Here is a 23,034-nt window from a genome sequence, read left to right as displayed (position 1 = left end):
TCTCCTGATTCAGTGGCGACGAAAACGCGCCAGACGCTCTTCGTCCAGCGTCAGGCCCAGGCCTGGAGTTCGCGGAATGTGCAAGTGGAAATCGCGGTACTGCGGCGTTTCGGTGACGATGTCTTCGGTCAGCAACAACGGGCCGAACAGTTCGGTGTCCCAGGTCAGTTGCTTGAGCGTGAGGAAGGCGTGCGCCGAGGCCAGCGTGCCGATGGAGCCTTCGAGCATGGTGCCGCCATACAGCGCAATGCCGGCGGCTTCGGCGATCTGCGCGGTTCTGAGCACGGCACGCGGACCACCGTTCTTGGCGATTTTCAGGGCGAACACACTGGCGGCGCCGTCGGCGGCGAGGCTGAAAGCATCCTCGACGCTTTCGATCGATTCGTCGGCCATGATCGGCGCCGGGCTGCGCTGATTCAGGCGAATCTGCCCGAAGCGGTTGACCCGCGAAATCGGCTGTTCAATCAGGTCGATACCGTTGTCACCGAGCACCTGACAGCCGCGAATCGCTTGGGATTCATCCCAATACTGGTTGACGTCGACCCGCACACTGGCGCGCTCGCCCAAGGCTTTTTTGATCGCCACGACGTGCTTGAGATCCTGCTCCAGCGGGTTGGCGCCGATTTTCAATTTGAAGATGCGATGGCGACGTGCTTCGAGCATCTGCTCGGCTTCGGCAATGTCGCGGGCGGTGTCGCCGCTGGCCAAGGTCCAGGCCACTTCAAGGCTGTCTCGCACGCGGCCGCCGAGCAACTCGCTGACCGGCAGACCGAGGCGCTTGCCTTGCGCATCGAGCAGTGCACTTTCGATGCCGGACTTGGCGAAAGTATTGCCCTTGGCGATCTTGTCGAGCCGCTGCATCGCCGCGTTGATGTTGTTGGCGTCCATACCCACCAGCGCCGGCGCCAGATGCGCATCGATATTGGCTTTGATGCTTTCCGGGCTTTCATAACCGTAAGCGAGACCGCCGATGGTGGTGGCTTCGCCGATGCCTTCAATACCATCGCTGCAGCGCAGTCGCAGAATCACCAGAGTCTGCTTCTGCATCGTGTGCATCGCCAGTTTGTGCGGGCGAATGGTCGGCAGGTCGACGATGATCGTCGTCAGGTTTTCAATCAGAATTCGCTGCATTTCAATGTCCCTTGAAAAGTAGTCAACCGAGGTCGCCGCCACCGACCGGCAACGTCACGCCGGTGATGTACGAGGCGTCATCGGAAGCCAGAAAGAGGATCGCGCCGACCTGTTCGTCGAGGCTGCCGTAGCGTTTCATCAGGCTGCTGTTGAGGGTTTGCGCGACGATTTCCTGATACCAGGCCTGCTCTTGCGCTGACGGTTCGGCGGCATTGCGCGGGATGCGCCGGGGCGGCGCTTCGGTGCCGCCAGGAGCCGTGGAGTTAACGCGAATGCCGCGCTCTGCGTTTTCGAAGGCCAGACATGCTGTGAGTGCGTTGATGCCGCCCTTGGCGGCGCCGTACGGCACCCGATTGACGCTGCGGGTGGCAATCGACGAGACGTTGACGATGGCGCCGCGCCCTTGCTTGAGCATGTACGGCAGCGCTGCGTGGCAGCACCACAGCGTCGGGAACAGCGAACGGCGCACTTCCGCTTCAATCTGTTCGACTTCGTAATGCTCGAACGGCTTGGCCCAGATCGTGCCGCCGACGTTGTTGATCAAAATGTCGAGACGGCCGAAGGTGTTGATGGCTTCAGCCATGACCCGCGCGCAATCGGCGTATTGCTCAAGGTCGGCGGTCAGCGCGAGAACGCCCTCGGCTTGCAGTTCGTGAACCAGTTCAGAGCGATCGACGGCGACGATTTGTGCGCCTTCGTTCAGCAGGCGTTCGCAGACGCGGCGGCCGATACCCTGCGCCGCGCCGGTGACCAGCGCGATCTTGTTGGAGAATCTGTTGTTCATGACAACCTCGAAAGAAGGGTTTCAGGCAGCCGCAGCAGCGAACTTTTCGTAGTAGAAGTTCGCCGGGGTGATGCCCTGCTCGCGGATGTATTGGCTGACCGCTTCGACCATCGGCGGCGGGCCGCAGAGGTACACGTCGACATCGCCTTCATTGAGGTGGCGCGGTTCAATGTGCTGGGTGACGTAGCCCTTGAGTGGATGCGCACTCAGCGGGTTGGCCACGCAGGCGCCGAAACTGAAGTCGGGAATGCGGGCGGCGAAGGCTTCGAGACGATCGATTTCGACCAGATCGAAATCGTTGGTCACGCCGTAGATCAAATGCACGGGATGATCGCAGCCCTGCTCGGCGATCTTTTCCAGCATCGCGGTGAACGGTGCCAGGCCGGTGCCGCCCGCCAACAACAGCAGCGGCCGCTTGATCTCGCGCAGGTAGAAACTGCCCAACGGCCCGGCCAGGTTCATGCTGTCGCCGGCCTTGGCCAACCCCGTGAGAAAGCTGCTCATCAAGCCACCAGGCACGTTACGAATCAGAAAGCTGACCTCGCCGTTTTTCTGCAATGAGCTGAAGGAATAAGCGCGGGTCTGCTCGCTGCCGGGCACTTGCAGATTGACGTACTGGCCCGGCAGAAACGCCAGTTTGCTCAGCGCCTCGCCCTTGACCGACAAGGCAATGGTGCTCTCGGACAACTGCCGGACAGCGCTTATCGATGCCTGGAAGTTCGCTTGTTCGGTCTTGCACACCTGCGAGCCTGCCGGTACTCGCACCACACAATCGCTTTCAGCGCGCATCTGGCAGGTCAGCACATAACCTTGTGCGAGTTCGTCGGCGCTCAAGGCGTCTTCGATGAAGTTGTCGCCCATGTCGTAACGCCCGGCCTCGGCGAAACATTTGCAGGTGCCGCAGGCGCCATCGCGGCAGTCCAGCGGGATGTTGATGCCTTGGCGATAGGCCGCATCGGCGACGGTTTCATGGCCACCCGCCTCGATGAAACGAGTGACGCCGTCTTCGAAATTAAGCGCAATCTGGAAATTCATGGTGCACCTCGCCGTGTCGACTAGATGTGGTAGATGTCGATGACCTGACGGACGTAATCGTTTTTCAGCACGACTTTCTTGGCCTTGATCAGCGGCTGTTCGTCACGCAGATCGAGGGTGTAGAAACTGCTGCCGAAGTAGCTGTCGGTAACCTGATAGCGGAAGCTCAAGGTGTGCCAGTTGAAACGCACCTGGCATTGCCCTTCGCTGCGCTCGACGATTTCGATGTTGCTCAGGTTGTGTGAGGTGCGGGTGTCGGGAATGGTCGCGCTGGAGCGTTCGGTCTTGATCCGGAAGATGCGGTCTTCGAGACCGCCACGGTTGCCGTACCAGATCAGCGAGATTTCGCTTTGCGGGTCTTCGGTGAGGGTGTCGTTGTCGTCCCAGGCCGGCATCCAGAAAGTCGCGTCGGCGGCGTACAACTCGAGCCATTGATCCCACTGACCGTCATCGAGATAACGCGCCTCGCGGTAGAGAAAATCGCGCACGCTGTCGTAGAGGTTGCTCATCACACGGCCTCCACGGGGATCAGTTGTGGTTCGCTGGCAGCGGCTCTGAGCATGGTTTCCTGCCAGTACTTGTGTTGCAGCACGAACAGGCCTTCGTCTTCGGTGCGCATGCCGGAGAGCAGTGGTTTAAGGTCGATTTCTTCGGCGGCTGCGTCGGCACCTTCGACCCAGTGCGTGGCACCACGGGACATATCATTCCAGCCGCGCCCGGCGCCGTAGCCGGTCTGGCACGAGCGGAATTCTTCGAGGTCATCCGGCGTGGCCATGCCGCTGACGTTGAAGAAGTCTTCGTACTGACGAATGCGCTTGGCGCGCGCCTCGGCGCTCTCGCCTTTGGGAGCGATGCAGTAAATGGTGATTTCAGTCTTATCGACCGAGATTGGCCGGGCAATGCGGATCTGCGAACTGAACTGATCCATCAAGTACACGTTGGGGTACAGGCACAGGTTGCGCGAGTTCTCGATCATCCAGTCGGCACGGGCCTGGCCGAAATCTCGGGCCAGTTCGTCGCGACGCTCATAGGCGGGACGATCTTCAGGGTTGGCCCAGCGGGTCCAGAGCAACAAGTGGCCGTGATCGAAGGAATAGAAACCGCCGCCCTTTTTCGCCCAACTGCCGGCGCTCATGGTCTTGATCGCCTCACCTGCTTCGCGCTGTTGACGCTGGTTCTGGGTGGCGGCGTAGTTCCAGTGCACCGAGCTGACGTGGTAGCCATCGGCACCGTTTTCGGCGGTGAGTTTCCAGTTACCTTCGTAGATATACGAGCTCGAGCCGCGCAACACTTCCAGGCCTTCTGGCGACTGATCGACGATCATGTCGATGATCTTGGCGGACTCGCCCAAGTGCTCAGCAAGGGATTTCACATCGGCATTCAGACTGCCGAACAGAAAGCCGCGATAGGACTCGAAACGCGCGACTTTGGTCAGGTCATGGGAGCCTTCGCAATTGAAGCCTGCGGGATAACCGGCTTCGCTCGGGTCTTTGACCTTGAGCAGTTTGCCACTGTTGTTGAACGTCCAGCCGTGGAACGGGCAGGTGTAGCTGGAGCGGTTGCCGGACTTGTGCCTGCACAACATGGCGCCGCGATGGCTGCAGGCATTGAGGAACGCATTGAGCACACCGTCCTTGTTGCGCGCGATGAAGATCGGCTGACGCCCCATGGTCGTGGTCAGGAAATCGTTGTTGTTGGGGAGCTGGCTTTCGTGGGCGAGGTAAATCCAGTTGCCTTCGAAGATGTGCGCCATCTCCAGTTCGAACAGCCGCGGATCGGTGAACATCTCCCGCTTGCAGCGGTAGGCGCCCTTCTCCTTGTCTTCTTCAAGCATGGCATTGAGGTAGTCGATTCCCAGGGACATGGCCGGGGCCTCCATTGTTATTGTTCAGGCCAGGTCAGATTAGGGAGGCGTAGCACGGGGCAATAGCCGAATCCTGCAGATCGCTATCCGTTTTGTGCAGGACGGCGCTGCAGGTGATTCAGGGAAGTTTCAGCGGGGAGTTTTAGTGGCGGCGTTTGAAGGTTTTCGACGGCAGTTCACCGAACTGCTGGCGATAGCTTTCGGAGAAACGGCCCAGGTGCAGGAAGCCGTAGTCGAGCGCCAGCTCGGTGAGGTTGCGCACCGGGCAGCTTGGGTCACTGAGGCAGGCGTGGATGCGCGCAAGCTTGCGTTGGCGGATGTATTGCATCGGCGTAACGCCCAGTTGGCGTTCAAACAAGGTGTACAGCGAGCGCGGGCTCATGCTCGCCTGAGCGGCCAAATGTTCAGCCGGCAAATCCAGTTTCAGGTTACGTTCGATGTAATCGACGATGCGTTCGAAGCTGATGTTCGGTGCACTCAGGCATTCACGGCTGACGTTGGTGTTCATCAGCGAAATCAGTTTGCTGCCGATGATCTGCGCGTAATGCTCCTGCACCCGAAGCAACGGATCGCTGGCCTCGGCTTCTTGACAGATCATCGCGAGCAGGTTGGTGAAGCCTTCCAGTTCATCAAGCTGATAGTGATTGCGCAGGAAACGGATACCGCTGGAGGGGTGCTGCCAACGCTGCTCGTTGCACACCGATTCGAGCACGCTGACCGGCACCTTGAGGATGAATTTCTCGCAGTCTTCCGAGTACGTCAGATCAACCGGATCATCCGGGTTGATCAACAACAACTCGCCCGGCACCAGATGCTGTTCGCGCTTGTGCCCGCGCCACAGGCAATTGCCTTGCAAGAGCACTTGCAGGTGGTAAACGGTCTCCAGCGCAACGGAGGTCACGCGCACGCTGCCGCCATAGCTGATGCGGGCCAGATCGAGATCGGCGAGTTTGCGATGGTTGAGGCTGGCTTGCGGGTGGGTGGTTCTGGACAGACCGATGAAGTGCTGGCCGACGTGCTGATTGACGTAGTCGGAGACGGCATAAGGGTCAGCGTGACGGAACACGCTGCTGCGATCGCTCAGCAGATGGCTGTCCATGGGGCATTGCTCATTGTTGTCGTTATTTTGGGATCACGGGGTTTCAGGCATCACCACTCACAGTACGCCGGAGTGTCACGGTGGGCAATTGGACGAAGGTTTGGGTATTCGATAATCGAACACTTCTTGCGGATTACGGCGTGGTTTGTCCAACGCCTACACTTGCCGAAGAAATGCCCTACACGCCAAAAAAACCCGATACAGAAAAATCCTACTTATGACAGTTTTAGAAAACAAAAAAAGCCCGTTTCAGTCGAAACTGAAACGGGCTTTTCCCACCTCAACGGCCTTTACTTCAGGTCGTCAAAGTGGTCTCGCAGGAACTCGTAAAAGCGAAAGGCTTTAAACAATCTCCATACAAGGCTCAGCGTACGCAGCAAAAGCTTCATACGTTTTGGCCTCCAGGGCTGGGGGCCAAACCTCCAGCAAGCTTACCGGATCATGCTTGCTTTCAGCCTGAACGTCAGTTCGACTAGTGAGGCGGCCGGTTGAAAGCCCTCTGAGCCATCATCCCGGCACGGGTGCAAAACCGTGTCAAAGGGAATGAAACTGTTAAGTTTTCCAGCCAGACCTCACTACCGAACCAACATACGAGCGCCTGCATCATAACCTCAATAAAAGGATTTCATGCAGAGAGTTTTATTGCCTTTGTAAACCGTTATTTCTGTCTGCTTATTAAAATAAACATACCTGGAAAAAGTCGTTCAAAAAAAGCTATTACCGTTGCAAGGTGGCGCAAAGGCTCATACTATCCTCACACGTCAGTTCGGCTAGTGAAGCAACAAACCTCGGTCGCAAACCAGGGTTTACAAAAAGAACCGCCCCGCAAAGGCGGTTTTTTTTCGTCTGTCTTTTTACTGCACCCGACGACGAAAAACAGCTCACAACACCCGCGCCCACGTCTGACTCAGCAGATCCTTGCCAAAGCTGTGAACCGCTTCTTCCTCCACCAACTCAAACCCGGCCTGCTGATAAATCTTGCGTGCAGCCGTCAGGTTGCTGGTCGTCCACAAGGTCATTTTCCGGTAACCCATCTGCCGGGCAAAGCGCAGGCACTCCTCGACCAGACGACTGCCAATGCCCAGACCCCGCGCGCTGGCGTCGACGTAGAGCATGCGCAGTTTGGCGGTAGTCGCGTCCTGGCGGACGATGAACACCGAACCGATGACCTTGCCGTCCTTTTCGGCAATCCAGCAGCGCTCACAGGTGGGGTCGTAATCGCGCAGGTACTTGGCGACCACCTCGGCCACTAGCGCCTCGAACTCCGAATTCCAGCCGTATTCGCGGGTATACAGTGCGGTTTGCTGTTGCATCACTGTACCCATGTCGCCGGGCTGCGGATCGCGTAATACGTAGGTTGAGTCTTTGTTGCCTTGCAGCAGTGTCTGGATCAGCGTCATGGCGCCGATCAGTTGTTTCTGCTGCGGTTCAGGCAATCGCTCGAGCATGGCGACGATCTGTTCGCGGGAAGCCTTTTCCAGCGGGACCAGAATTTCGCGCCCGAGGTCGGTGAGGTGCAATTGCGCAGCGCGGCCGTCCGTAGGCGACGGCACTTTCTGGATCAAGCCGTGCTTTTCGAAACCGCTGATGATGCGGCTCATGTAGCCGGCATCGAGGCCGAGCATCTGGCGCAGTTCAGCACTGGTCAGGTCACCGCGCGACGCCAGCTCATACAAAATGCGTAACTCGGTCAGCGAATAGTCGCTTTGCAGCAGATGCTCCTGCAATACACCGATCTGATGGGTGTAGAAGCGGTTGAAACCGCGCACAACGTCGGCTTGCTCGAGGAGATGGCTGCTGGACATGGCAAACGCTCAGTTAATTGCTTAAAGCAACTATATATTTGCCAAAAGCAACCATGTCAACAGAAAGCTATCGGCACTTGGCCAACACCACCTGACAGGTGTCCGGCGTGCCCCCAGAGCGCCCGGCATAGCGGATGCAGTTGCTCATCGACTTCTGCCGGGCCATGTTCAAACTGGAGCCCCAGGCCAGACCGCCCTCACCGACCGAGGGCAAGGCTTTGGCGTAGCAGGCGTCCCCGACGCCGGAAGGCGGATAGTGTTTGCGGCCTGAGCAGCCTGCCGCCAACGCCAGGCTGAGGGCGATCAAGGTGAGTAAAACCCCGCGCGAGCATCGGTTAATCATCGCATTCCACCTGCCGCCAAAGGGCTCGTGACCTGCAGAGTCTAGCCCCCTCATCTGCACAAATCTTCTAAACGTCGATAAGCATTGCGCGGTATTTTATGGGGCCGCACCGTTCAATGGCGAACACTGGAGCTTTCGTGGATAAACGCAACTGGATCGAGCTGTCCCAGGATGTCGACACCGGGATTGAATCGATTCGCGCTCATTTTCAGGGGCATGCCTACGATCCACACTGGCATGACAGCTTCCTCGTCGGTGTTACCGAGCAAGGCGTGCAGCAATTCAATTGCCGCCGAGTACGCCATCGCAGTACCCCGGGCAATGTGTTCCTGCTGGAGCCGGGGGAAATCCACGATGGCCAGGCGCCGACCGAGGAAGGTTTTACCTATTCGATGCTCTACCTCGATCCGCACTGGCTGGAGCGTGAAATGCACGCGCTGTTCGAAGACGCACCGTCCGACAGTCAGCCCGGTTTTGCCGACACGCTGAGTCAGGACCCGCGTCTGGCCACAGCGATCAATCACGCTTTCCATGCGTTGCATGACGGCGATCTGCGCATCGTCCGGCAGACCGCCATTGACGGTCTGCTGAGCTCGCTCACGCGTCATCTCGACTGGCGCAAGCGCCAGGTTTTCGATCCGCGCCTGCCGTTGGTGGCGCAACTGGCGCGAGATTATCTGCACGCGCACACCTATGAAGATATCGGTCTCGATGATCTCGCGCGGGTCTGCGGGGTGGACCGTTTCCGTCTCAGCCGGGCGTTCAAGTCTGCCTTCGGTCTGGCGCCGCACGCCTACCTGATCCAGTTGCGCCTGGCCAAGGCGCGGCAGTTGCTGGCGCGCGGTGAAACGCCGGCACAAGTCGCCAGCGTGCTCGGTTTTGCCGATCAGAGCCACCTCGGTCGCTGGTTCCGGCGTGCCTATCAACTGACGCCGGCGGATTACCGCAAACGCTGCTCAAACCTTCCAGACTGACGCACGCCGTCTGGCGATCATGGATACCTGTGTTGATTTTCAGGGAATCCCGATCATGGCGTCATTACTGCCCTTTCTGCTGTTTGCTTTCGTTGCCTCGATCACGCCGGGGCCGACCAATATTCTGGTGTTGAGCCACAGTTCGCGCCAAGGCCTGCTCGCCACATTGCCAATCATTTTTGGCGCCTGCGCGGCGGCGGCCCTGATCGTGCTGATGGTCGGCCTCGGTGCCGGCGAAACGTTGCTGCGCTACCCGCGTGTGCAGCAAGCCATGGCCTGGGGCGGCGTGCTCTGGTTGAGCTGGCTGGCGTGGCAGATCTTTCGCAGCACGCCGCCATCACTGAACCCGGCGGATGCCCAGGAAGAAAGTTTCAGCGTGCTGGGCGCTGCCATGCTGCAACTGGTCAATCCCAAGGTGTGGATGATGGCGGTGGCAGTGGTCAGCGTGTTTGTTGGCGGGGGTGACAAGACTCTGCGGCTGCTGGTGTTGTCACTGGCGTTTTTGCTGGTGTCGCTGCCGTGCATGACGTTCTGGGCATTGCTGGGTGTGGGCAGCGCACGGTTGATGGGTTCGCCACGGGCGTTCAAACGCATGAATGCGGCACTGGCGTTGTTGCTGCTGCTCTCGGCATGGCTGACCGTCCTGGCATAACGCCCCTGCAGGAGCTGCCGAAGGCTGCTTCTACGGAGGAATGGGCTGTCAGCTCAGGCCACGTTCGATGAGGAATGCCGAGATGTAATCGATGAACGCCACCACCTTCGCCGTGGCCCGCCGATGGCTCGGGTACACCGCGAGAATGTGCGGGCCGAAGGTATCCGGGTCGATGTCGTAATCGGCCATGACCCGCACCAGTCGCCCGTCGGCAATGTACGGTGCGGCGCTCCACAGCGGCGTATGCAGCAAACCGCGCCCGGCCAAAGCACTGGCCAGCAGCAAGTCGTAATTGTCGCTGCGCAACCGCGGTGCCGCCGGTTGCGCCAGACTCAAGCGCTGCCCATCGCGCTCGGCCCACCAGAATTCGCGGCTGAGCAATGGGTGCTGATAGAGCAGCCACTCATGCTGCTCAAGGGTTTGCGGAGTCACCGGCAAATCCTTGCGCGCCAGGTACTCCGGACTGCCGCACAGGGCCAGTCGATTGCTACCCACCACCCGCGCAATCAGCCCCGGCAAGTCATCGTGGCCTTCACGCAGCGCCAGGTCATAACCACTTTCCAGCAGGTTGACGAAGGCATCGCACAGATCCACTTGCAGGCTGATCTGCGGGTATTGCTGCAGAAAGCCGTCACACACCTGATCGAGAAACGCCCGCCCATACGCCAGTGGTGCGGTGATTTTCAGGTTGCCGCGCAAGCCGTGCTGTAACTGCTCGATTTCCTCGCTGGCCTCGTCCAGCCGCTGCAACACCAGCCGTGCGGTTTCCAGGTACACCCGGCCGATTTCGGTAAGCAGAATCCGCCGTGTGCTGCGCTCAAACAGGCGTGCACCCAGCTCCGATTCCAGGTGATTGACCGCTTTGGTCAGCGCCGACGGGGTCTTGCCCAACTGCTCGGCGGCGCGGCTGAAACTGCCGAGCTGCGCAGTGACCACGAACATTTTCAATGCACCCAGTTTGTCCATGCTTTTTCCATTCAGGCAAAAACGTTTTTCGTGAGGGAGACGTTCTGTCGACCGCTGTCAGCCACTAATCTCGCCATCAGACGCAATAACAAGGAAATCTTCAATGAAAAGATTCATCCCGAGTCTGTTGGTAGTCGCTGTAAGTTTTGCCTCGATGGAAGCCATGGCCGCTCCTGATCTGATCCTGCTCAACGGCAAGATTTTCACTGCCGACCCCGCACAACCCAAGGCGCAAGCCCTCGCCGTAGAGAACGGCAAAGTGCTGAAGGTCGGCACCGACGCGCAGATCAAAGCCCTGATCGAATCCGGCACCCAAGTCATCGATCTCAAAGGCAAAGCGCTGATGCCCGGCCTGATCGACAGCCATTCCCACGCGATTTTCGGCGGACTGGAAATGGTCTCGGCGAACATGGAAGACGAAGTCGTCAGCCTCGACGAACTGCAAAAACGCCTGCGCGACTGGCGTGCAGACGGCAAGGCCAAACACGGCGACGTGCTGAGCATTGCCGGCATGAGTTCGGTTTATTGGGCGCAGGCCGAGGCCTTGGGCAAAACCTTCAACCGCGGCGAATGGGCCAGCGTACCGGTGGTGTTTATCGGCAGCGACCACCACACGGCGTGGGCCAACAACGTCATGCTCAAGCGCGCTGGCATCGACGCAGCCATGCTGAAAACCCTGCCCGACGCGGAAAAAGACACCATTGGCAAACTGGCCAACGGTGAACCGAACGGCTTTGTGGTCGACGCCGGTTGGGACCGGGTCGCCTCGAAAATGCCGGTGCCAAGCCCTACCGACATGTTGAGCGCTGCCAAATCAGCGGTGCGCTACAACAACAGCCTGGGTATCACCGCGTGGATGGACCCTGCCGCCAACGCCGCACCAGGTGAAGCGGTGTTCGCCCTCAAACCGACCGAGAAAACCGTCGGCGTGCTGCCGGCCTATAAAGCCCTGTCGGAAAGCGGCGACATGAGCGTGCACGTCGCGGCGCTGTTGGTGGCCAACCCGAAAAGCCTACCCTCCGACCTCGATACGCTGGACAAGGTGCGCCAGCAATTCCAGGGCATTCCCAACCTGACCCTGCCCGGGATCAAGATCTTCGCCGACGGCGTGATTGAATTCCCGGCACAGAGCGCGGCGATGATCGACCCGTACAGCAACTCGCACAAACAGGGCGAACTGCTGATCGATCCACAACACTTCGGCGAACTGGTCAGCGCCATCGACCAGCGCGGCTGGCTGGTGCACATCCACGCGATCGGCGACCGTGCGGTGCGGGAATCGCTGAACGGCATTGCTCAGGCGCGCAAGGATCGCCAGAGCGGCGTGACCCACTCGATCACTCACCTGCAAATGGTCAACCCGCAAGAGTTCGCCCGCTTCAAACCGCTCAACGTCATCGCCTCGATGCAACTGCTGTGGGCCAGCGCCGACGACTACACCACCGACATGATCAAGCCCTACGTCAGCGCCCTCGCCTTCCGCTATCAGTACCCGGCGCATTCGCTGCTGAAACAGGGCGCGACGATCGCCGGCGCGAGTGACTGGCCGGTGTCGACACCGAATCCGTTCAACGCCATGGCCCAGGCGATTACCCGTGTCGGACCGTTGGGTGTGCTCAATGCCGATGAGCGTCTGGACCGTGAAACCATGTTCTACGCCTACACCGTCAACGCCGCGCGGACCATTGGCCTGGAGAAGCAGATCGGCTCGCTGACGCCGGGCAAGCAGGCTGACTTTATCGTGCTCGACCGCGATGTGTTCAGCGTCGACAACAAGGCCCTGCATGACACCCAGGTTTTGCAGACCTGGTTCGGCGGCCGTCAGGTCTACACCGCCACCCAATAACAACATTGATCCCCCTGTAGGAGCTGCCGAAGGCTGCGATCTTTTGACTTTGATTTTAAAAACCAAGATCAAAAGATCGCAGCCTTCGGCAGCTCCTACAGGTTTACCTCCTGCCCCCATAACAATCACAACATCGGGACTTCACATGAAAGCCTTGCCCCTGTTCGCCCTGAGTTTTTTCAGTCTGCTGCCGTTGAGTAGCTTTGCGATCCCTTTAAACGATGACTTTGCGCTGTTGGTGGATCTCACTTTAGCCAGTGATTACCGCACCCGGGGCATCTCGCAAACCCAGAACGACCCTGCCATGCAGGCCGGCCTGACTCTCGCGCACAGCAGCGGTCTGTACCTCGGCGCGTGGAGTTCCAACGTCGATTTCGGCGGCGGCCTGAAAACCCGTCAGGAAGTCGATTACTACGGCGGCTGGCTGTGGCAGGCGACCGAGGAAGTCAGCCTCGATCTGGGCTACATCAAGTACGCCTACCCCAAGGAAAGCCAGTTCAACCAGAGCGAGGTCTACGGGATTCTCGGGGTTTATGGGGTGAAGCTGGCGGCGTATTACTCCAGTGATGCGCCGGGAATTGATAGCAAACAGAGTTCGCTGTACAGCTACATCGGTTATGAAACTGAACTGCCGTACGACTCGGGGTTGAAGCTGCGTTACGGCAATATGGATTTCAAGGATCCGCATTTGTACTCGGCGTCCGGGCAGGCCGAGGACAGTTATCGCGAGTGGGAAGTCAAACTCACCCATAACCTCGCCGGCGTGGTACTGGGCCTGAGCTACATCGACACCGATCTCTCACAAACCCAATGTCTGAGCAACTGGGGTTTCAAAGACGTCTGCACCGCCACCGTCGTTGCCAGCGTCAGCAAATCTTTCTGACCCAGCGAAATCCCACTGTAGGAGCTGCCGAAGGCTGCGATCTTTTGATCTTGATGTTAAGAACAACATCAAAAGATCGCAGCCTTCGGCAGCTCGTACAGGAAATGGGGGTCGAACTTGTTACAGGATGTTTACAAATTTTTTACTAATGCTCTTCTACAGTTACACGCGTAACCGCGTGATGTTCTATTCAAGTAGAGGAATGTTTGACATGGCTTTGGGCAACGGACTGCGCTTACCGTCCATCACGCCTACCCGGCTGGTGCTGCTGTTCTCCCTGGCGCTGGTGGCGTTGTACAACCTGGCGACCTGGGAGGCGCTGGGCACTCTGATCACCCTGCAAGGCGCGCACAAACTGGCGTTTTTCGCCTCGTTCGCGCTGTTTTTGTGGGCCGCGATCACCCTGCTGCTGACACTGGTGTCGTTTCGCTGGACACTGAAACCGGTGCTCACCGTGGTCGCCCTGCTCTCGGCCTGCGCCGCGTATTTCATGAATGAATACGGCATCGCCATCGACACGGTGATGATGCAGAACGTCTTCGAAACCAACCCCGCCGAAGCCACCGCGTTGTTCAGCGGCAAGCTGCTGGCTTACGTGCTGTTGCTCGGTGTATTGCCGGCGGCGTTGATCTGGCGCTGGCCGGTCAGTTATCGGCCGTTCTTTCGCGGTCTGCTCAACAAGATGCTGGTGATCATCGCCTGTGTGCTGGTGATCGCCGCCTCGGTGGGCGCGTTCTATTCGACCTACGCGCCAATCTTCCGCGAAGAAGACAAACTCACCCACTTCATCAACCCGACCAACTACATCTACGCGATCAGCAAGTACACCAAGCAACGCCTGGGCATCAAAAAGCATTTCGTGGTGCAGGCCATCGGCGAAGACGCGGTGATGAGCGCCAAGGCGGCCAGCCGCGAGAAGAAATCGCTGATGGTCTTCGTGGTCGGTGAAACTGCTCGCGCCGATCACTTCTCGCTGAATGGCTACGAGCGCGATACCAATCCCGAACTGAGCAAACTCGACATCCTCAACTTCACTCAGGTGCATTCCTGCGGCACGTCGACGGCGGTCTCGGTGCCGTGCATGTTCTCGATGTTCCCGCGTGAGGATTACAGCGACAAGAAAGGCAAAACCTACGAAGGCCTGCTTGACACTCTCCAGCGTGCCGGCGTGCAAGTGCTGTGGCTCGACAACAACAGCGACTGCAAAGGCACCTGCCTGCGCGTACCGCATCGCGACATTTCGAAGAATCAGCCGGGGCCATTCTGCGACGGCAACAACTGCCTCGACGAGGCGCTGTTGCAAGACCTGCAAAGCTACATCGACAGCCTCAAGGGCCACGCGATCATCGTCCTGCACGCCGACGGCAGCCACGGCCCCGAGTACTACGAGCGGTATCCGAAAGACATGGAGCGCTTCAAACCGATCTGCCACACCAACCAGTTGGGCAGTTGCAGCCGCGATGAACTGGTGAACGTGTACGACAACACGATTCTGTACACCGACCATTTCCTTGCCAAGGTCATCGAACTGCTCAAGCGCAATCAGGACTCACTGGACACGTCGATGGTTTACGTCTCCGATCACGGCGAATCGCTGGGCGAGAACGGGCTGTACCTGCACGCGGCGCCGTATGCGCTGGCGCCGCAAGCGCAGACCCATGTGCCGATGGTGATGTGGTTTGGCAATGGCACGCTCGCCAGTGAAGGGATCGATCGCGGTTGTTTGCAAGGCAAGACCGGGCAGGCGGACCTGAGCCATGACAACCTGTTCCACTCGGTGCTGGGGTTGTTTGATGTGAGGACGTCGGTGTATCAGCCAGGGCTGGATATTTTTCATGGCTGCCGGCCGGCGATGACGGCCACGAATTAACCAAACACTGAAGATCCCTGTGGGAGCTGGCTTGCCAGCGATAAGGCCGGCACATCCGGCATCTGTGTTGACTGACAAGCCGCCATCGCTGGCAAGCCAGCTCCCACAGGGAATGGTGCTCTCAGGAGGTGAGGTTTGCCAGATAGGCCCACGGGTAGATGCCGCGTTGATGGCCATCGCTGAAGATCATTTGCACGCCGTAGCCCTGCGGGTTGAGTTCGATCAGGCGCACGCGATCATCCACCAGTGGTGTCATGCCTTTGAGGCGAAACGCGCGGCATTGCGAGCACGGGCACTGGCGGCGCAGTTCGGCGTGATAGAGCTGTTGTTCGCGGGCGTCCGGCCAGCTCAAGCGCAAGGTGCCTTCGCTTTGCGAATTAGCCATCGACAGCGGGTTCATTGCAACTGACTCAAGGCGATGCGCACGGCTTTGCGCACCTCCGGGTCGCCGTCGTCCTGCGCAGCCTGCAACGCGGCCACGGCGCCGCGATCATGCAGTTCGCCCAAGGCCAGCGCGGCTTCCTTGCGCAGGTTGCTGATGCGATGGCCGAGGGTGTCGATCAGGGCGTCCAGCGCCGGGGCGAAACGCAAACGGCCGAGGCTGCGGGTAGCGCGCAGGCGCACTTGCCAATAATCATCGCTCAAGGCTTCGACGAGCGCGGAACCAGCGTCAATGTGGCCGACCTTGCCCAAGGTCGTCGCGGCTTCTTCGCGTACTTGCCAGGCGTCATCCCGCAAGGCCTGGCGCAGGGCTGGCAACACTTCGGCGCTGGAGGCCAAGCCCAAAGCGCCAGTCGCAGCACGGCGTACTTCGGTGTCGGGGTCAGCGCTGGCCAATCGTGCCAGGGCGGGCAATGCGTCGAGCTGCTTGAGCCAGCCGAGCACGCCCACGGCTTCACGACGAACGCTGGCGTCGGCATCGTTCAGCGCCGAAACCGCTGCCGGCGCGGCTGCGGCGAAACGCAACTCACGCAAGGCACGGAATGCGGCGATACGCACACTGACGTCGGCGTGATCGGTCCACGGCAAAATCACCTGCCCCGCCGCTTCCGTTTTGAGCAAGCTCAGGCTCTGCGCGGCGGCCGATTGCACGGCGGGCGACGTGTCGGTCAAGGCTTCACACAAGGCCTGCACGACGCCCTCATCTTCCCAGGCTTCCAGCAAACGTGCGGCTTCAGCGCGAACCTCTTCGGCGGGATCTTGCCTCAGGCGATCAACCAGCCAGAGCAAGCCATCCGGTTCTTCCAGATCCGCCAGATCAATCAGCGCAATGCGTCGCACACCGGCGTCTTCAGCGGTGAGGCGCGGTTGCAGATCGAGAATGTCCTGGTTATCGGTCACAGCAAATATAGAGGTCATAGGGCAAATCGCGGCAAAGGGTTTTCGGGAGGCAGACCGAGCGGGTTGAGGCGCGGCAGCGGTCGGTCGTTGTCGTGGCGCAGCAGATCGAGGCAGTGGCGTTTGAGTCGGGAGAATTCGGGGCTGGTGACCAGTTCGCTGGTGCGTGGCCGGGCGAAATCCAGGCGCAGGTCTTCGATGATTCGCCCCGGTCGCGCGCTCATCACTAGCAAGCGGTCGGCGAGGAACAGTGCCTCGTCGATGTCGTGAGTGACGAACACCACCGTGGTACGGATACGCGTCCAGATGTCCAGCAGTAGTTCCTGCATGTTCAGACGTGTCAGCGCATCCAGCGCGCCGAACGGCTCGTCCATCAACAGCAGACGCGGGCGGTTGACCAGCACGCGGGCGATCTCCACCCGTTGCTGCATGCCGCCGGAGAGTTGATCGGGCCAGCGTTCGACAAATCCGTCGAGGCCGACCAGTTTGAGGATTTCATCGGCGGCGCGGTGGCGCTCAGCCTTGCCGATACCACGCATTTTCAGGCCGAAAGCCACGTTGTCACGCACCGTACGCCACGGAAACAGCGTGTGGTGCTGGAACACCATGCCGCGCTGTGGAGACGGCCCGGACACCGCCGCGCCATCGACTTTCAGACTGCCGGCATGAGCGCTGAGGTGACCGGCCAAGGCGCCAAGCAAGGTCGATTTGCCGCAACCGGACGGACCAAGAATGCACACGAACTGACCCGGTTCAATCTGGCAATCAAGTTCGCGCACGGCTTCGAACGCTTCACGCCCTGCGCCGAGGACGATGGATAACTGGCGAATGTCGATCCGCCCTTCCGGGGTTTGCATCACGCTCATCAGGCTTTTCCTCGCGGTCGATGCCAAGGCGTGAACAACCCGCCCAGGCGTTTGATCAGCAGACTGCTGCCCATGCCCAGCACGCCGATCAGCAACATGCCGACGACGATGTCGGCGTAGTTCTGAATCGTGTAGGACTCCCAGGTGTAATAACCGATGCCGAACTGACCGGAGATCATTTCCGCAGTGACCAGACAGAACCATGAGGTACCCATGCCGATCGCCAGGCCGGTGATGATGCTGGGTGCGGCGCCGGGCAGGATCACTTCCAGCAGGATCGCCCGGCGCCCTGCCCCGAGGCTTTTCGCGGAGGCGATCAGACGCGGGTCGACGCCTTCGACGCCGTGCACGGTGTTGAGCAGAATCGGAAACAGCGCGCCGGTGAAGGTGATGAAGACCATCGACAGTTCGGAGGATGGGAACATCAGGATCGCCAGGGGGATCCACGCGACGGCGGGGATTGGGCGCAGGACTTCCAGCGGTGGCAGCAGCAGGTCTTCGGCCCACTTCGAACGGCCAATGGCCAGGCCGAGAGCAATGCCGATGACTAGCGCCGCGAGGTAGCCGGCGAACACACGGCTGAGGCTGGCGGTCAGGTGCTGCAGGAGCTTGCCGGAGTCGCCCAGGCCTAGCGCTGCTTCGATCACGGCCACGGGGGTGGGCACGTTGGCGAAGGTGACGAGGCCGAGGTTCCAGTGGTGGCTGGCGGCGAGTTGCCAGAACAGCAGGCAGAGCAGCAGTGACGCGGCTCTTGATGTCCAGCGGATGGGTGTTTTCATCGAGCGGGTTTCCGGTTCTGGATCTGTGTGATGACTGATATTTACCCCCTCACCCCAGCCCTCTCCCCCAGGGGCGCGAGGGGGAAAGGGAGCCGACCTACGTGCTTTTCAAAACCTGAGTTCGACTCGAAAGGGAGCCGACCTGGGTGCTTTTCAAAACCTGCGTTCGACTCGGTATTTCAGGTCGGCGTAGCGAGTCCAAACACCGCGGTCAGTCCCCTCTCCCTCTGGGAGAGGGCTAGGGTGAGGGGCTTTTGATCTTCTATCAGCGGACAGCAACCGCTTGAGTAGTGGCATCGGCGAAATCGAGAACCTTGCCACCCCGCGCCGACGCATATTGCTGAGCCTGCCCCTTAAGCAAAAACGCACTCAACCGGCCCTTCGCATCACTGGCAAACCACGCCTGCTCAGCCAACAACTTGATCCCGCTGTCACTGGCCTGTGCATACACCGCACGGATGTTTTTGCCTTCCTGCTTCAACGCCGCCAACGCAGTGAAAGCGGCCTCAGCGGAGGCATAGCGGCGCACTTTGTCCTCACCGCGCACCCAGATTTCCGCGACATGACTGAAGTCAGTAATCGCTTTCCCCGTTGTCGCATCCGTAGCCTTCAGTGGCGTCTGTGCGTAGTTGGCCAGCTGCGCCGTGTAGTCCAGACCCGACGCGTTGAACGCGGCGCGGATGTATTGATCGTCGATGAACGTATTCAGATCGAGGCCACGATCAGCCTTCTTCAACAGCTTCAACGTATCGATGGCCGTACCAACCGCCTGACGATATTCCGGCTTCCAGCTCAAGTCGCGGGTCTGCACGCCGAGTGGGCCGTGGAACAGGTAGTTCACTTCGGCATCGACGCCGGTGACTTTGGCGATCAACTCGCTGTATTTCTCCGGCTCAGCGGCCAATAGTTGATTGGCCTCGATGCTCGCCCGCAAATAGGCGACGACGACTTCCGGGTACTTCTTCGCGTACGCCTGATCCACCAGCGCACCATGGAACGTCGGCGCATTGGCCTGGGCGCCGTCGTAGATCTTGCGGGCGAAGCCCCGGCTCGGAAACAGCTCGGCGAACGGCACGAAATCGGCGTGGGCGTCGATCTTGCCGGCCTGCAACGCCGAGCCGGCGACTTCTGGTGGCTGGGCAATGATGTTGACGTCCTTGAGCGGATCCCAGCCCTGCTCCGCCACCGCGCGCAACAACATGCCGTGGGCGGTGGAGGCGAACGGCACGGAAATGGTCTTGCCCTTGAGTTCGCTCAGCGATTGCACGCCGGACGCACTCGGCACGACGATGCCGTTGCCGCTGCCCTTGATGCTCCCCGACAGTACGCTGATGAACAGGCTGTGCTTGCCGGCAGTTTCGAACGCAACACCGTTGAACGCACCTGGGAAATCGGCCATGGCGCCGAAGTCGAGTTTGCCGGCGACCATCTCGTTGGTCAGCGGCGCGCCGCTGGTGAAGTTCTTCCACTGCACGTCGTACTTCGCGTCTTGGTAGGCGCCGTCGTGGGGCAGATATTTGTCGAGCAGACCGAGTTCACGAATCAACAGACCGCCAGCGGCGCAATTGATGGTGGTGTCCTGGGTGCCGATGGCGATACGGATGGTTTCGGCCGAGGCCGACAAAGTGAACGAAGCCAGTACCAGACCGGCGATTGCTGCACGCAACATGAGTGTTTCCCCTCGAATCATTTATTTGAGTTCGTCTCCGCCGCGATCAGGGCGCGGTGGGAAACGAGGGGTTTTCGGTGAATCCAGCGTCCGGGGTTCACCGGATGGCTTTGGGTTGTCACAGTTCCAAATGTAGGAGTGAGCCTGCTCGCGATAGCGGTTTTCCAGATGTTGATGTGCTGACTGACACACCGCTATCGCGAGCAGGCTCACTCCTACAGGGGATCGGGTTTCAACGCAGGAGATAGGGGATCTCGACCTTGACGGCACCCGTCGGGCAATCCTTCTCGCACGGCATGCAGTACCAACATTCGTCGAACGCCATGTAGGCCTTCTGCGTCGCCGGATTGATCGCCAGCAAGTCCATCGGGCAGACATCGACACACACGGTGCAGCCCTTTTCGGCAATGCATTTGTCCTCATCAACGGTGACGGGGGCGTTGGAGCGGAAGAAGATTTCTTGAGCTTGATAGGCCATGGTTCGGACTCTCTTTCAGTAGTGCATCAAGCGGCAAATGCGCCGACCCGTAAACGGTCGTAAGCCTGCATTTCCTCGGCATCAAGCGGAATGATGTAAGGCTCGACGGCTTTCTTGAAACTGATCATCTGGCCGTCATTGCCCTTCTTCAGGTGGCAATGGCAGAACCATTCGCTGTCGTTGCGCTGCGGATGATCAACGCGATAGTGGTACAGACCCCAGCGGCTTTCGGCGCGGAACAACGAGGCGCGAGCGGCCATTTCGGCGCAGTCGCGGATCACGCTGGTTTCCATCGCGCGCATCAGTTCGTGGGCGTTGTTGGCCTTCATCTGCTCGAGATCGCGCTCGATGTCGCTGAAGCGTTGCAGGCCGATCTGCATTTTCTTGGTCACTTTCGGCGGTTGCAGGTAGTCGTTAACGAAACGCCGCAGCTTGTACTCGACCTGCGCCGGCGGCAGTCCATATTCGCGATCCAGCGGGGCGTAGACCCGGGCCCTTTCCTTTTCGATCTGCGCGGCATCCAGCGCAGAAAACTCGCGGCCGGCGACAAAGTCTGCGGCGTTATGCCCGGCAAACCAGCCGTAGGTGAAGGCGCCGAGCATGTAATTGTGCGGCACAGCGGCCATGTCACCGGCCGAATACAAGCCTTTCACCGAGGTCTCGGCGCGTTCGTTCACCCACACCCCGGAGGCAGAGTGACCGCTGCAAAAACCGATTTCGGAGATGTGCATTTCGACCATTTGCGCGCGGTAATCGGTGCCGCGATTGGCGTGGAATTGACCACGACTCGGGCGCTCATTGCTGTGGAGGATTTCCTCGATGGTCTGGATGGTTTCTTCTGCCAGGTGATCGAGTTTGAGAAACACCGGGCCGTTGCCGCTCTCCAGTTCCTGGTGGAATTCCCACATCATCTGCCCGCTCCAGTAGTCGCACTCTATGAAGCGTTCACCCTTGTTGTTGGCGGTGTAGCCACCCAGCGGACCGGTCACGTAGGCGCAGGCCGGACCGTTGTAATCCTTGATCAGCGGGTTGATCTGAAAGCACTCGAGGTTGGCCAGTTCGGCGCCGGCGTGATAGGCCATCGCATAGCCGTCGCCGGCGTTGGTCGGGTTCTCGTAGGTGCCCATCAGGTAGCCCGACGAAGGCAGACCGAGTCGCCCGGCAGCGCCACAAGCGAGAATTACTGCCTTGGCCTTGATCACATGGAAATCGGCCGTGCGGCAATCGAAGCCCATCACACCGTTGACGGTGCCCTCCTCGTCAGTCAGCAACCGCGTGCAGACGAGACGATTGGTGATGCTCACCCGCGCACGTTTCAACTGCCGATAGAGGACTTTTTTGATGTCGTGCCCTTCCGGCATCGGCAGCACGTAGGCGCCCATGTGGTGGACTTTTTTCACCGCGTAATCGCCGGTCTCGTCCTTCTCGAACTTCACGCCCCAGCGGTCAAGCTGCTCGATGGTTTCGAAACTGTGGGTGGCGTAGGCGTAAACGGCGGCCTGATTGACGATGCCGTCATTGGCGATGGTGATTTCCTTGGTGTACTGCTCCGGTGTCGAGTGGCCGGGAATGATCGCGTTGTTCAGGCCGTCCATGCCCATGCTGATCGCGCCGCTGCGTTTGACGTTGGCCTTGTCGACCAGCAACACGCGCAAGTCGCGGTTCTTTTCCTTGGCCTTGATCGCGGCCATCGGGCCGGCAGTGCCACCGCCAATGACGACAATGTCGTATTCCTGTTCGAGCACGTTGCGGGTCATGCCTGCTCCCCTTTTTGCCGGTCGATCCGCAGGCGGTACTGGAACGCATCGCCACGGTAGTAAAGGTGTTCGAAGTCCAGCGGTTGGCCTTGCGCGTCGTGGGTCAGACGCTCGATACGCATGATCGGTGAGCCGGCCTCGACGTTCAGCGCCTGGGTCAGATCGCTGTCAGCCAGCACTGCGTCGATGGCCAGATCGGCATGGCCGAGGGCGATGCCGCAGTCGTTTTCAAGGATCAGGAAGATGTCGCGGGTGACCAGATCGGCCTTCTCCAGCCGCTCGCCGACGGCTTTGGGCAGGTAGGTGATTTCCAGCGAGATCGGCTCACGATTGATCAGCCGTACACGTTTGATCTGCGCGACGATCTCGCCCTCAGCGACTTGCAAACGCTCGGCGACGCGCTTGTCGGCCGGGATGAATTTGAAGCTGCGCAGGCGGTTGATCACCTCATAGCCACGGCCGGTCATCGACTCGGCGAGGCCTTGCAGGCTGCTGACGTTCTGAAAGGTTTTCGGCTTGGCGACGAAGGTGCCTTTGCCGTGGATCTTGAAGATCAGCCCTTCCTTTTGCAGATCGCCCAGCGCCTGGCGCACGGTGATGCGGCTGACTTTGAACAACGCACCGAGTTCGCTTTCGGAGGGCATCTGGCTGTCTTGCGGGTATTCGCCGTCGAGAATCCGCGCACGGAGGACGTCGCGCAGTTGGGTGTGCAGCGGGACGCTGCTTAGGGAGAGAACGTTATCGGTCATCACGGGATCACTTGTTATAACGAGTTATGACGTGATCATAGAGATGTTATGACAAGGTTGAGAAATATTGTTTGGGCATAACCTTAGATGCATGACACACGCGATTCCCTGTGGGAGCTGGCTTGCCAGCGATGGCGTTCTGTCAG

Annotated in this window: 22 protein-coding genes; 5 read left to right on the top strand and 17 right to left on the bottom strand. The window is 59.6% G+C overall.

Annotated elements, in window-relative coordinates; translation table 11 throughout:
* Window positions 1-9: 9 nt before the first annotated feature.
* The 8 genes from J0G10_RS14055 to J0G10_RS14020 form a co-directional block, all read right to left on the bottom strand.
* Window positions 10-1,131, bottom strand: a complete 1,122-nt coding sequence (locus J0G10_RS14055; RefSeq protein ID WP_220558725.1) for a muconate cycloisomerase family protein — start codon at window positions 1,129-1,131, stop codon at window positions 10-12.
* 22 nt (window positions 1,132-1,153) lie between these two features.
* A complete protein-coding gene (locus tag J0G10_RS14050) occupies window positions 1,154-1,915 on the bottom strand; it encodes a 1,6-dihydroxycyclohexa-2,4-diene-1-carboxylate dehydrogenase (protein WP_220558724.1) in 762 nt (253 codons plus the stop codon).
* Between the two features lie 21 nt (window positions 1,916-1,936).
* On the bottom strand, window positions 1,937-2,950 hold the full coding sequence (gene benC, locus J0G10_RS14045; RefSeq protein WP_220558723.1) for a benzoate 1,2-dioxygenase electron transfer component BenC: 1,014 nt from the start codon (window positions 2,948-2,950) through the stop codon (window positions 1,937-1,939).
* A gap of 20 nt (window positions 2,951-2,970) precedes the next feature.
* Window positions 2,971-3,459: a benzoate 1,2-dioxygenase small subunit gene (benB, locus tag J0G10_RS14040; RefSeq protein WP_095049864.1), complete on the bottom strand. Its 489-nt coding sequence runs from the start codon at window positions 3,457-3,459 to the stop codon at window positions 2,971-2,973.
* The gene (benA, locus tag J0G10_RS14035; RefSeq protein ID WP_220558722.1) at window positions 3,459-4,814 is read right to left on the bottom strand and encodes a benzoate 1,2-dioxygenase large subunit; all 1,356 of its coding nucleotides are present in this window, start codon (window positions 4,812-4,814) and stop codon (window positions 3,459-3,461) included. The genes benB and benA overlap by 1 nt, the downstream gene beginning before the upstream one ends.
* Window positions 4,815-4,956: 142 nt before the next feature.
* Window positions 4,957-5,913, bottom strand: a complete 957-nt coding sequence (locus tag J0G10_RS14030; protein ID WP_095049863.1) for an AraC family transcriptional regulator — start codon at window positions 5,911-5,913, stop codon at window positions 4,957-4,959.
* Between the two features lie 881 nt (window positions 5,914-6,794).
* A complete protein-coding gene (locus J0G10_RS14025) occupies window positions 6,795-7,718 on the bottom strand; it encodes a bifunctional helix-turn-helix transcriptional regulator/GNAT family N-acetyltransferase (protein ID WP_220558721.1) in 924 nt (307 codons plus the stop codon).
* 67 nt (window positions 7,719-7,785) lie between these two features.
* Window positions 7,786-8,061 (bottom strand): hypothetical protein, encoded by a 276-nt coding sequence (locus J0G10_RS14020; protein WP_095049861.1) that lies wholly within the window; start codon window positions 8,059-8,061, stop codon window positions 7,786-7,788.
* Between the two features lie 137 nt (window positions 8,062-8,198).
* Here J0G10_RS14020 and J0G10_RS14015 point away from each other — a divergent pair, with 137 nt between their 5' ends.
* Window positions 8,199-9,035 carry an AraC family transcriptional regulator gene (locus J0G10_RS14015; protein WP_220558720.1) on the top strand — a complete coding sequence of 279 codons (837 nt, stop codon included), beginning with the start codon at window positions 8,199-8,201 and terminating at the stop codon, window positions 9,033-9,035.
* A 55-nt stretch (window positions 9,036-9,090) separates the two neighbouring features.
* The gene (locus tag J0G10_RS14010) at window positions 9,091-9,687 is read left to right on the top strand and encodes a LysE family translocator (RefSeq protein ID WP_220558719.1); all 597 of its coding nucleotides are present in this window, start codon (window positions 9,091-9,093) and stop codon (window positions 9,685-9,687) included.
* Between the two features lie 48 nt (window positions 9,688-9,735).
* Here the strand turns inward: J0G10_RS14010 and J0G10_RS14005 are convergent, their stop codons facing one another.
* Window positions 9,736-10,653 carry a LysR family transcriptional regulator gene (locus J0G10_RS14005; protein WP_095049858.1) on the bottom strand — a complete coding sequence of 306 codons (918 nt, stop codon included), beginning with the start codon at window positions 10,651-10,653 and terminating at the stop codon, window positions 9,736-9,738.
* Window positions 10,654-10,756: 103 nt separating this feature from the next.
* Here J0G10_RS14005 and J0G10_RS14000 point away from each other — a divergent pair, with 103 nt between their 5' ends.
* The 3 genes from J0G10_RS14000 to J0G10_RS13990 all read left to right on the top strand — a co-directional run bounded on the left by J0G10_RS14000 (window position 10,757) and on the right by J0G10_RS13990 (window position 15,252).
* The gene (locus J0G10_RS14000) at window positions 10,757-12,499 is read left to right on the top strand and encodes an amidohydrolase (RefSeq protein WP_220558718.1); all 1,743 of its coding nucleotides are present in this window, start codon (window positions 10,757-10,759) and stop codon (window positions 12,497-12,499) included.
* Between the two features lie 145 nt (window positions 12,500-12,644).
* Window positions 12,645-13,382 carry a TorF family putative porin gene (locus J0G10_RS13995; protein WP_220558717.1) on the top strand — a complete coding sequence of 246 codons (738 nt, stop codon included), beginning with the start codon at window positions 12,645-12,647 and terminating at the stop codon, window positions 13,380-13,382.
* Window positions 13,383-13,593: 211 nt separating this feature from the next.
* Window positions 13,594-15,252: a phosphoethanolamine transferase gene (locus J0G10_RS13990; protein ID WP_220558716.1), complete on the top strand. Its 1,659-nt coding sequence runs from the start codon at window positions 13,594-13,596 to the stop codon at window positions 15,250-15,252.
* A 121-nt stretch (window positions 15,253-15,373) separates the two neighbouring features.
* Here the strand turns inward: J0G10_RS13990 and J0G10_RS13985 are convergent, their stop codons facing one another.
* From J0G10_RS13985 to J0G10_RS13950, 8 genes are all read right to left on the bottom strand, one after another.
* The gene (locus J0G10_RS13985; protein WP_095049854.1) at window positions 15,374-15,652 is read right to left on the bottom strand and encodes a DUF971 domain-containing protein; all 279 of its coding nucleotides are present in this window, start codon (window positions 15,650-15,652) and stop codon (window positions 15,374-15,376) included.
* Window positions 15,649-16,611 (bottom strand): HEAT repeat domain-containing protein, encoded by a 963-nt coding sequence (locus J0G10_RS13980; RefSeq protein WP_095049853.1) that lies wholly within the window; start codon window positions 16,609-16,611, stop codon window positions 15,649-15,651. The genes J0G10_RS13985 and J0G10_RS13980 overlap by 4 nt, the downstream gene beginning before the upstream one ends.
* Complete coding sequence (locus J0G10_RS13975; protein ID WP_220558715.1) at window positions 16,608-17,456, bottom strand: ABC transporter ATP-binding protein; 849 nt, start codon at window positions 17,454-17,456, stop codon at window positions 16,608-16,610. The genes J0G10_RS13980 and J0G10_RS13975 overlap by 4 nt, the downstream gene beginning before the upstream one ends.
* Complete coding sequence (locus tag J0G10_RS13970) at window positions 17,456-18,235, bottom strand: ABC transporter permease (protein ID WP_220558714.1); 780 nt, start codon at window positions 18,233-18,235, stop codon at window positions 17,456-17,458. Before J0G10_RS13970 ends, J0G10_RS13975 begins: the two co-directional genes overlap by 1 nt.
* Before the next feature lie 265 nt (window positions 18,236-18,500).
* Window positions 18,501-19,925 (bottom strand): ABC transporter substrate-binding protein, encoded by a 1,425-nt coding sequence (locus tag J0G10_RS13965; protein WP_220558713.1) that lies wholly within the window; start codon window positions 19,923-19,925, stop codon window positions 18,501-18,503.
* Window positions 19,926-20,136: 211 nt separating this feature from the next.
* Window positions 20,137-20,382 carry a 4Fe-4S dicluster domain-containing protein gene (locus J0G10_RS13960; RefSeq protein WP_007959413.1) on the bottom strand — a complete coding sequence of 82 codons (246 nt, stop codon included), beginning with the start codon at window positions 20,380-20,382 and terminating at the stop codon, window positions 20,137-20,139.
* Window positions 20,383-20,408: 26 nt separating this feature from the next.
* The gene (locus J0G10_RS13955; protein WP_220558712.1) at window positions 20,409-22,139 is read right to left on the bottom strand and encodes a fumarate reductase/succinate dehydrogenase flavoprotein subunit; all 1,731 of its coding nucleotides are present in this window, start codon (window positions 22,137-22,139) and stop codon (window positions 20,409-20,411) included.
* A complete protein-coding gene (locus tag J0G10_RS13950; protein WP_016774450.1) occupies window positions 22,136-22,888 on the bottom strand; it encodes a GntR family transcriptional regulator in 753 nt (250 codons plus the stop codon). Before J0G10_RS13950 ends, J0G10_RS13955 begins: the two co-directional genes overlap by 4 nt.
* Window positions 22,889-23,034: the final 146 nt, after the last annotated feature.

Source organism: Pseudomonas germanica (assembly GCF_019614655.1).
Taxonomy (GTDB): Bacteria; Pseudomonadota; Gammaproteobacteria; order Pseudomonadales; family Pseudomonadaceae; genus Aquipseudomonas; species Aquipseudomonas neuropathica.
This window is presented reverse-complemented; position numbering and strand designations above follow the sequence as displayed.

Excerpts from the sequence above, each read along its gene's own strand:
- J0G10_RS14055 (WP_220558725.1), bottom strand. The coding sequence starts at position 1,131 with ATGCAGCGAATTCTGATTGAAAACCTGACGACGATCATCGTCGACCTG.
- J0G10_RS14050 (WP_220558724.1), bottom strand. The coding sequence starts at position 1,915 with ATGAACAACAGATTCTCCAACAAGATCGCGCTGGTCACCGGCGCGGCG.
- benC (WP_220558723.1), bottom strand. The coding sequence starts at position 2,950 with ATGAATTTCCAGATTGCGCTTAATTTCGAAGACGGCGTCACTCGTTTC.
- benB (WP_095049864.1), bottom strand. The coding sequence starts at position 3,459 with ATGAGCAACCTCTACGACAGCGTGCGCGATTTTCTCTACCGCGAGGCG.
- benA (WP_220558722.1), bottom strand. The coding sequence starts at position 4,814 with ATGTCCCTGGGAATCGACTACCTCAATGCCATGCTTGAAGAAGACAAG.
- J0G10_RS14030 (WP_095049863.1), bottom strand. The coding sequence starts at position 5,913 with ATGGACAGCCATCTGCTGAGCGATCGCAGCAGCGTGTTCCGTCACGCT.
- J0G10_RS14025 (WP_220558721.1), bottom strand. The coding sequence starts at position 7,718 with ATGTCCAGCAGCCATCTCCTCGAGCAAGCCGACGTTGTGCGCGGTTTC.
- J0G10_RS14020 (WP_095049861.1), bottom strand. The coding sequence starts at position 8,061 with ATGATTAACCGATGCTCGCGCGGGGTTTTACTCACCTTGATCGCCCTC.
- J0G10_RS14010 (WP_220558719.1), top strand. The coding sequence starts at position 9,091 with ATGGCGTCATTACTGCCCTTTCTGCTGTTTGCTTTCGTTGCCTCGATC.
- J0G10_RS14005 (WP_095049858.1), bottom strand. The coding sequence starts at position 10,653 with ATGGACAAACTGGGTGCATTGAAAATGTTCGTGGTCACTGCGCAGCTC.
- J0G10_RS14000 (WP_220558718.1), top strand. The coding sequence starts at position 10,757 with ATGAAAAGATTCATCCCGAGTCTGTTGGTAGTCGCTGTAAGTTTTGCC.
- J0G10_RS13995 (WP_220558717.1), top strand. The coding sequence starts at position 12,645 with ATGAAAGCCTTGCCCCTGTTCGCCCTGAGTTTTTTCAGTCTGCTGCCG.
- J0G10_RS13990 (WP_220558716.1), top strand. The coding sequence starts at position 13,594 with ATGGCTTTGGGCAACGGACTGCGCTTACCGTCCATCACGCCTACCCGG.
- J0G10_RS13985 (WP_095049854.1), bottom strand. The coding sequence starts at position 15,652 with ATGAACCCGCTGTCGATGGCTAATTCGCAAAGCGAAGGCACCTTGCGC.
- J0G10_RS13980 (WP_095049853.1), bottom strand. The coding sequence starts at position 16,611 with ATGACCTCTATATTTGCTGTGACCGATAACCAGGACATTCTCGATCTG.
- J0G10_RS13975 (WP_220558715.1), bottom strand. The coding sequence starts at position 17,456 with ATGAGCGTGATGCAAACCCCGGAAGGGCGGATCGACATTCGCCAGTTA.
- J0G10_RS13970 (WP_220558714.1), bottom strand. The coding sequence starts at position 18,235 with ATGAAAACACCCATCCGCTGGACATCAAGAGCCGCGTCACTGCTGCTC.
- J0G10_RS13965 (WP_220558713.1), bottom strand. The coding sequence starts at position 19,925 with ATGATTCGAGGGGAAACACTCATGTTGCGTGCAGCAATCGCCGGTCTG.
- J0G10_RS13960 (WP_007959413.1), bottom strand. The coding sequence starts at position 20,382 with ATGGCCTATCAAGCTCAAGAAATCTTCTTCCGCTCCAACGCCCCCGTC.
- J0G10_RS13955 (WP_220558712.1), bottom strand. The coding sequence starts at position 22,139 with ATGACCCGCAACGTGCTCGAACAGGAATACGACATTGTCGTCATTGGC.
- J0G10_RS13950 (WP_016774450.1), bottom strand. The coding sequence starts at position 22,888 with ATGACCGATAACGTTCTCTCCCTAAGCAGCGTCCCGCTGCACACCCAA.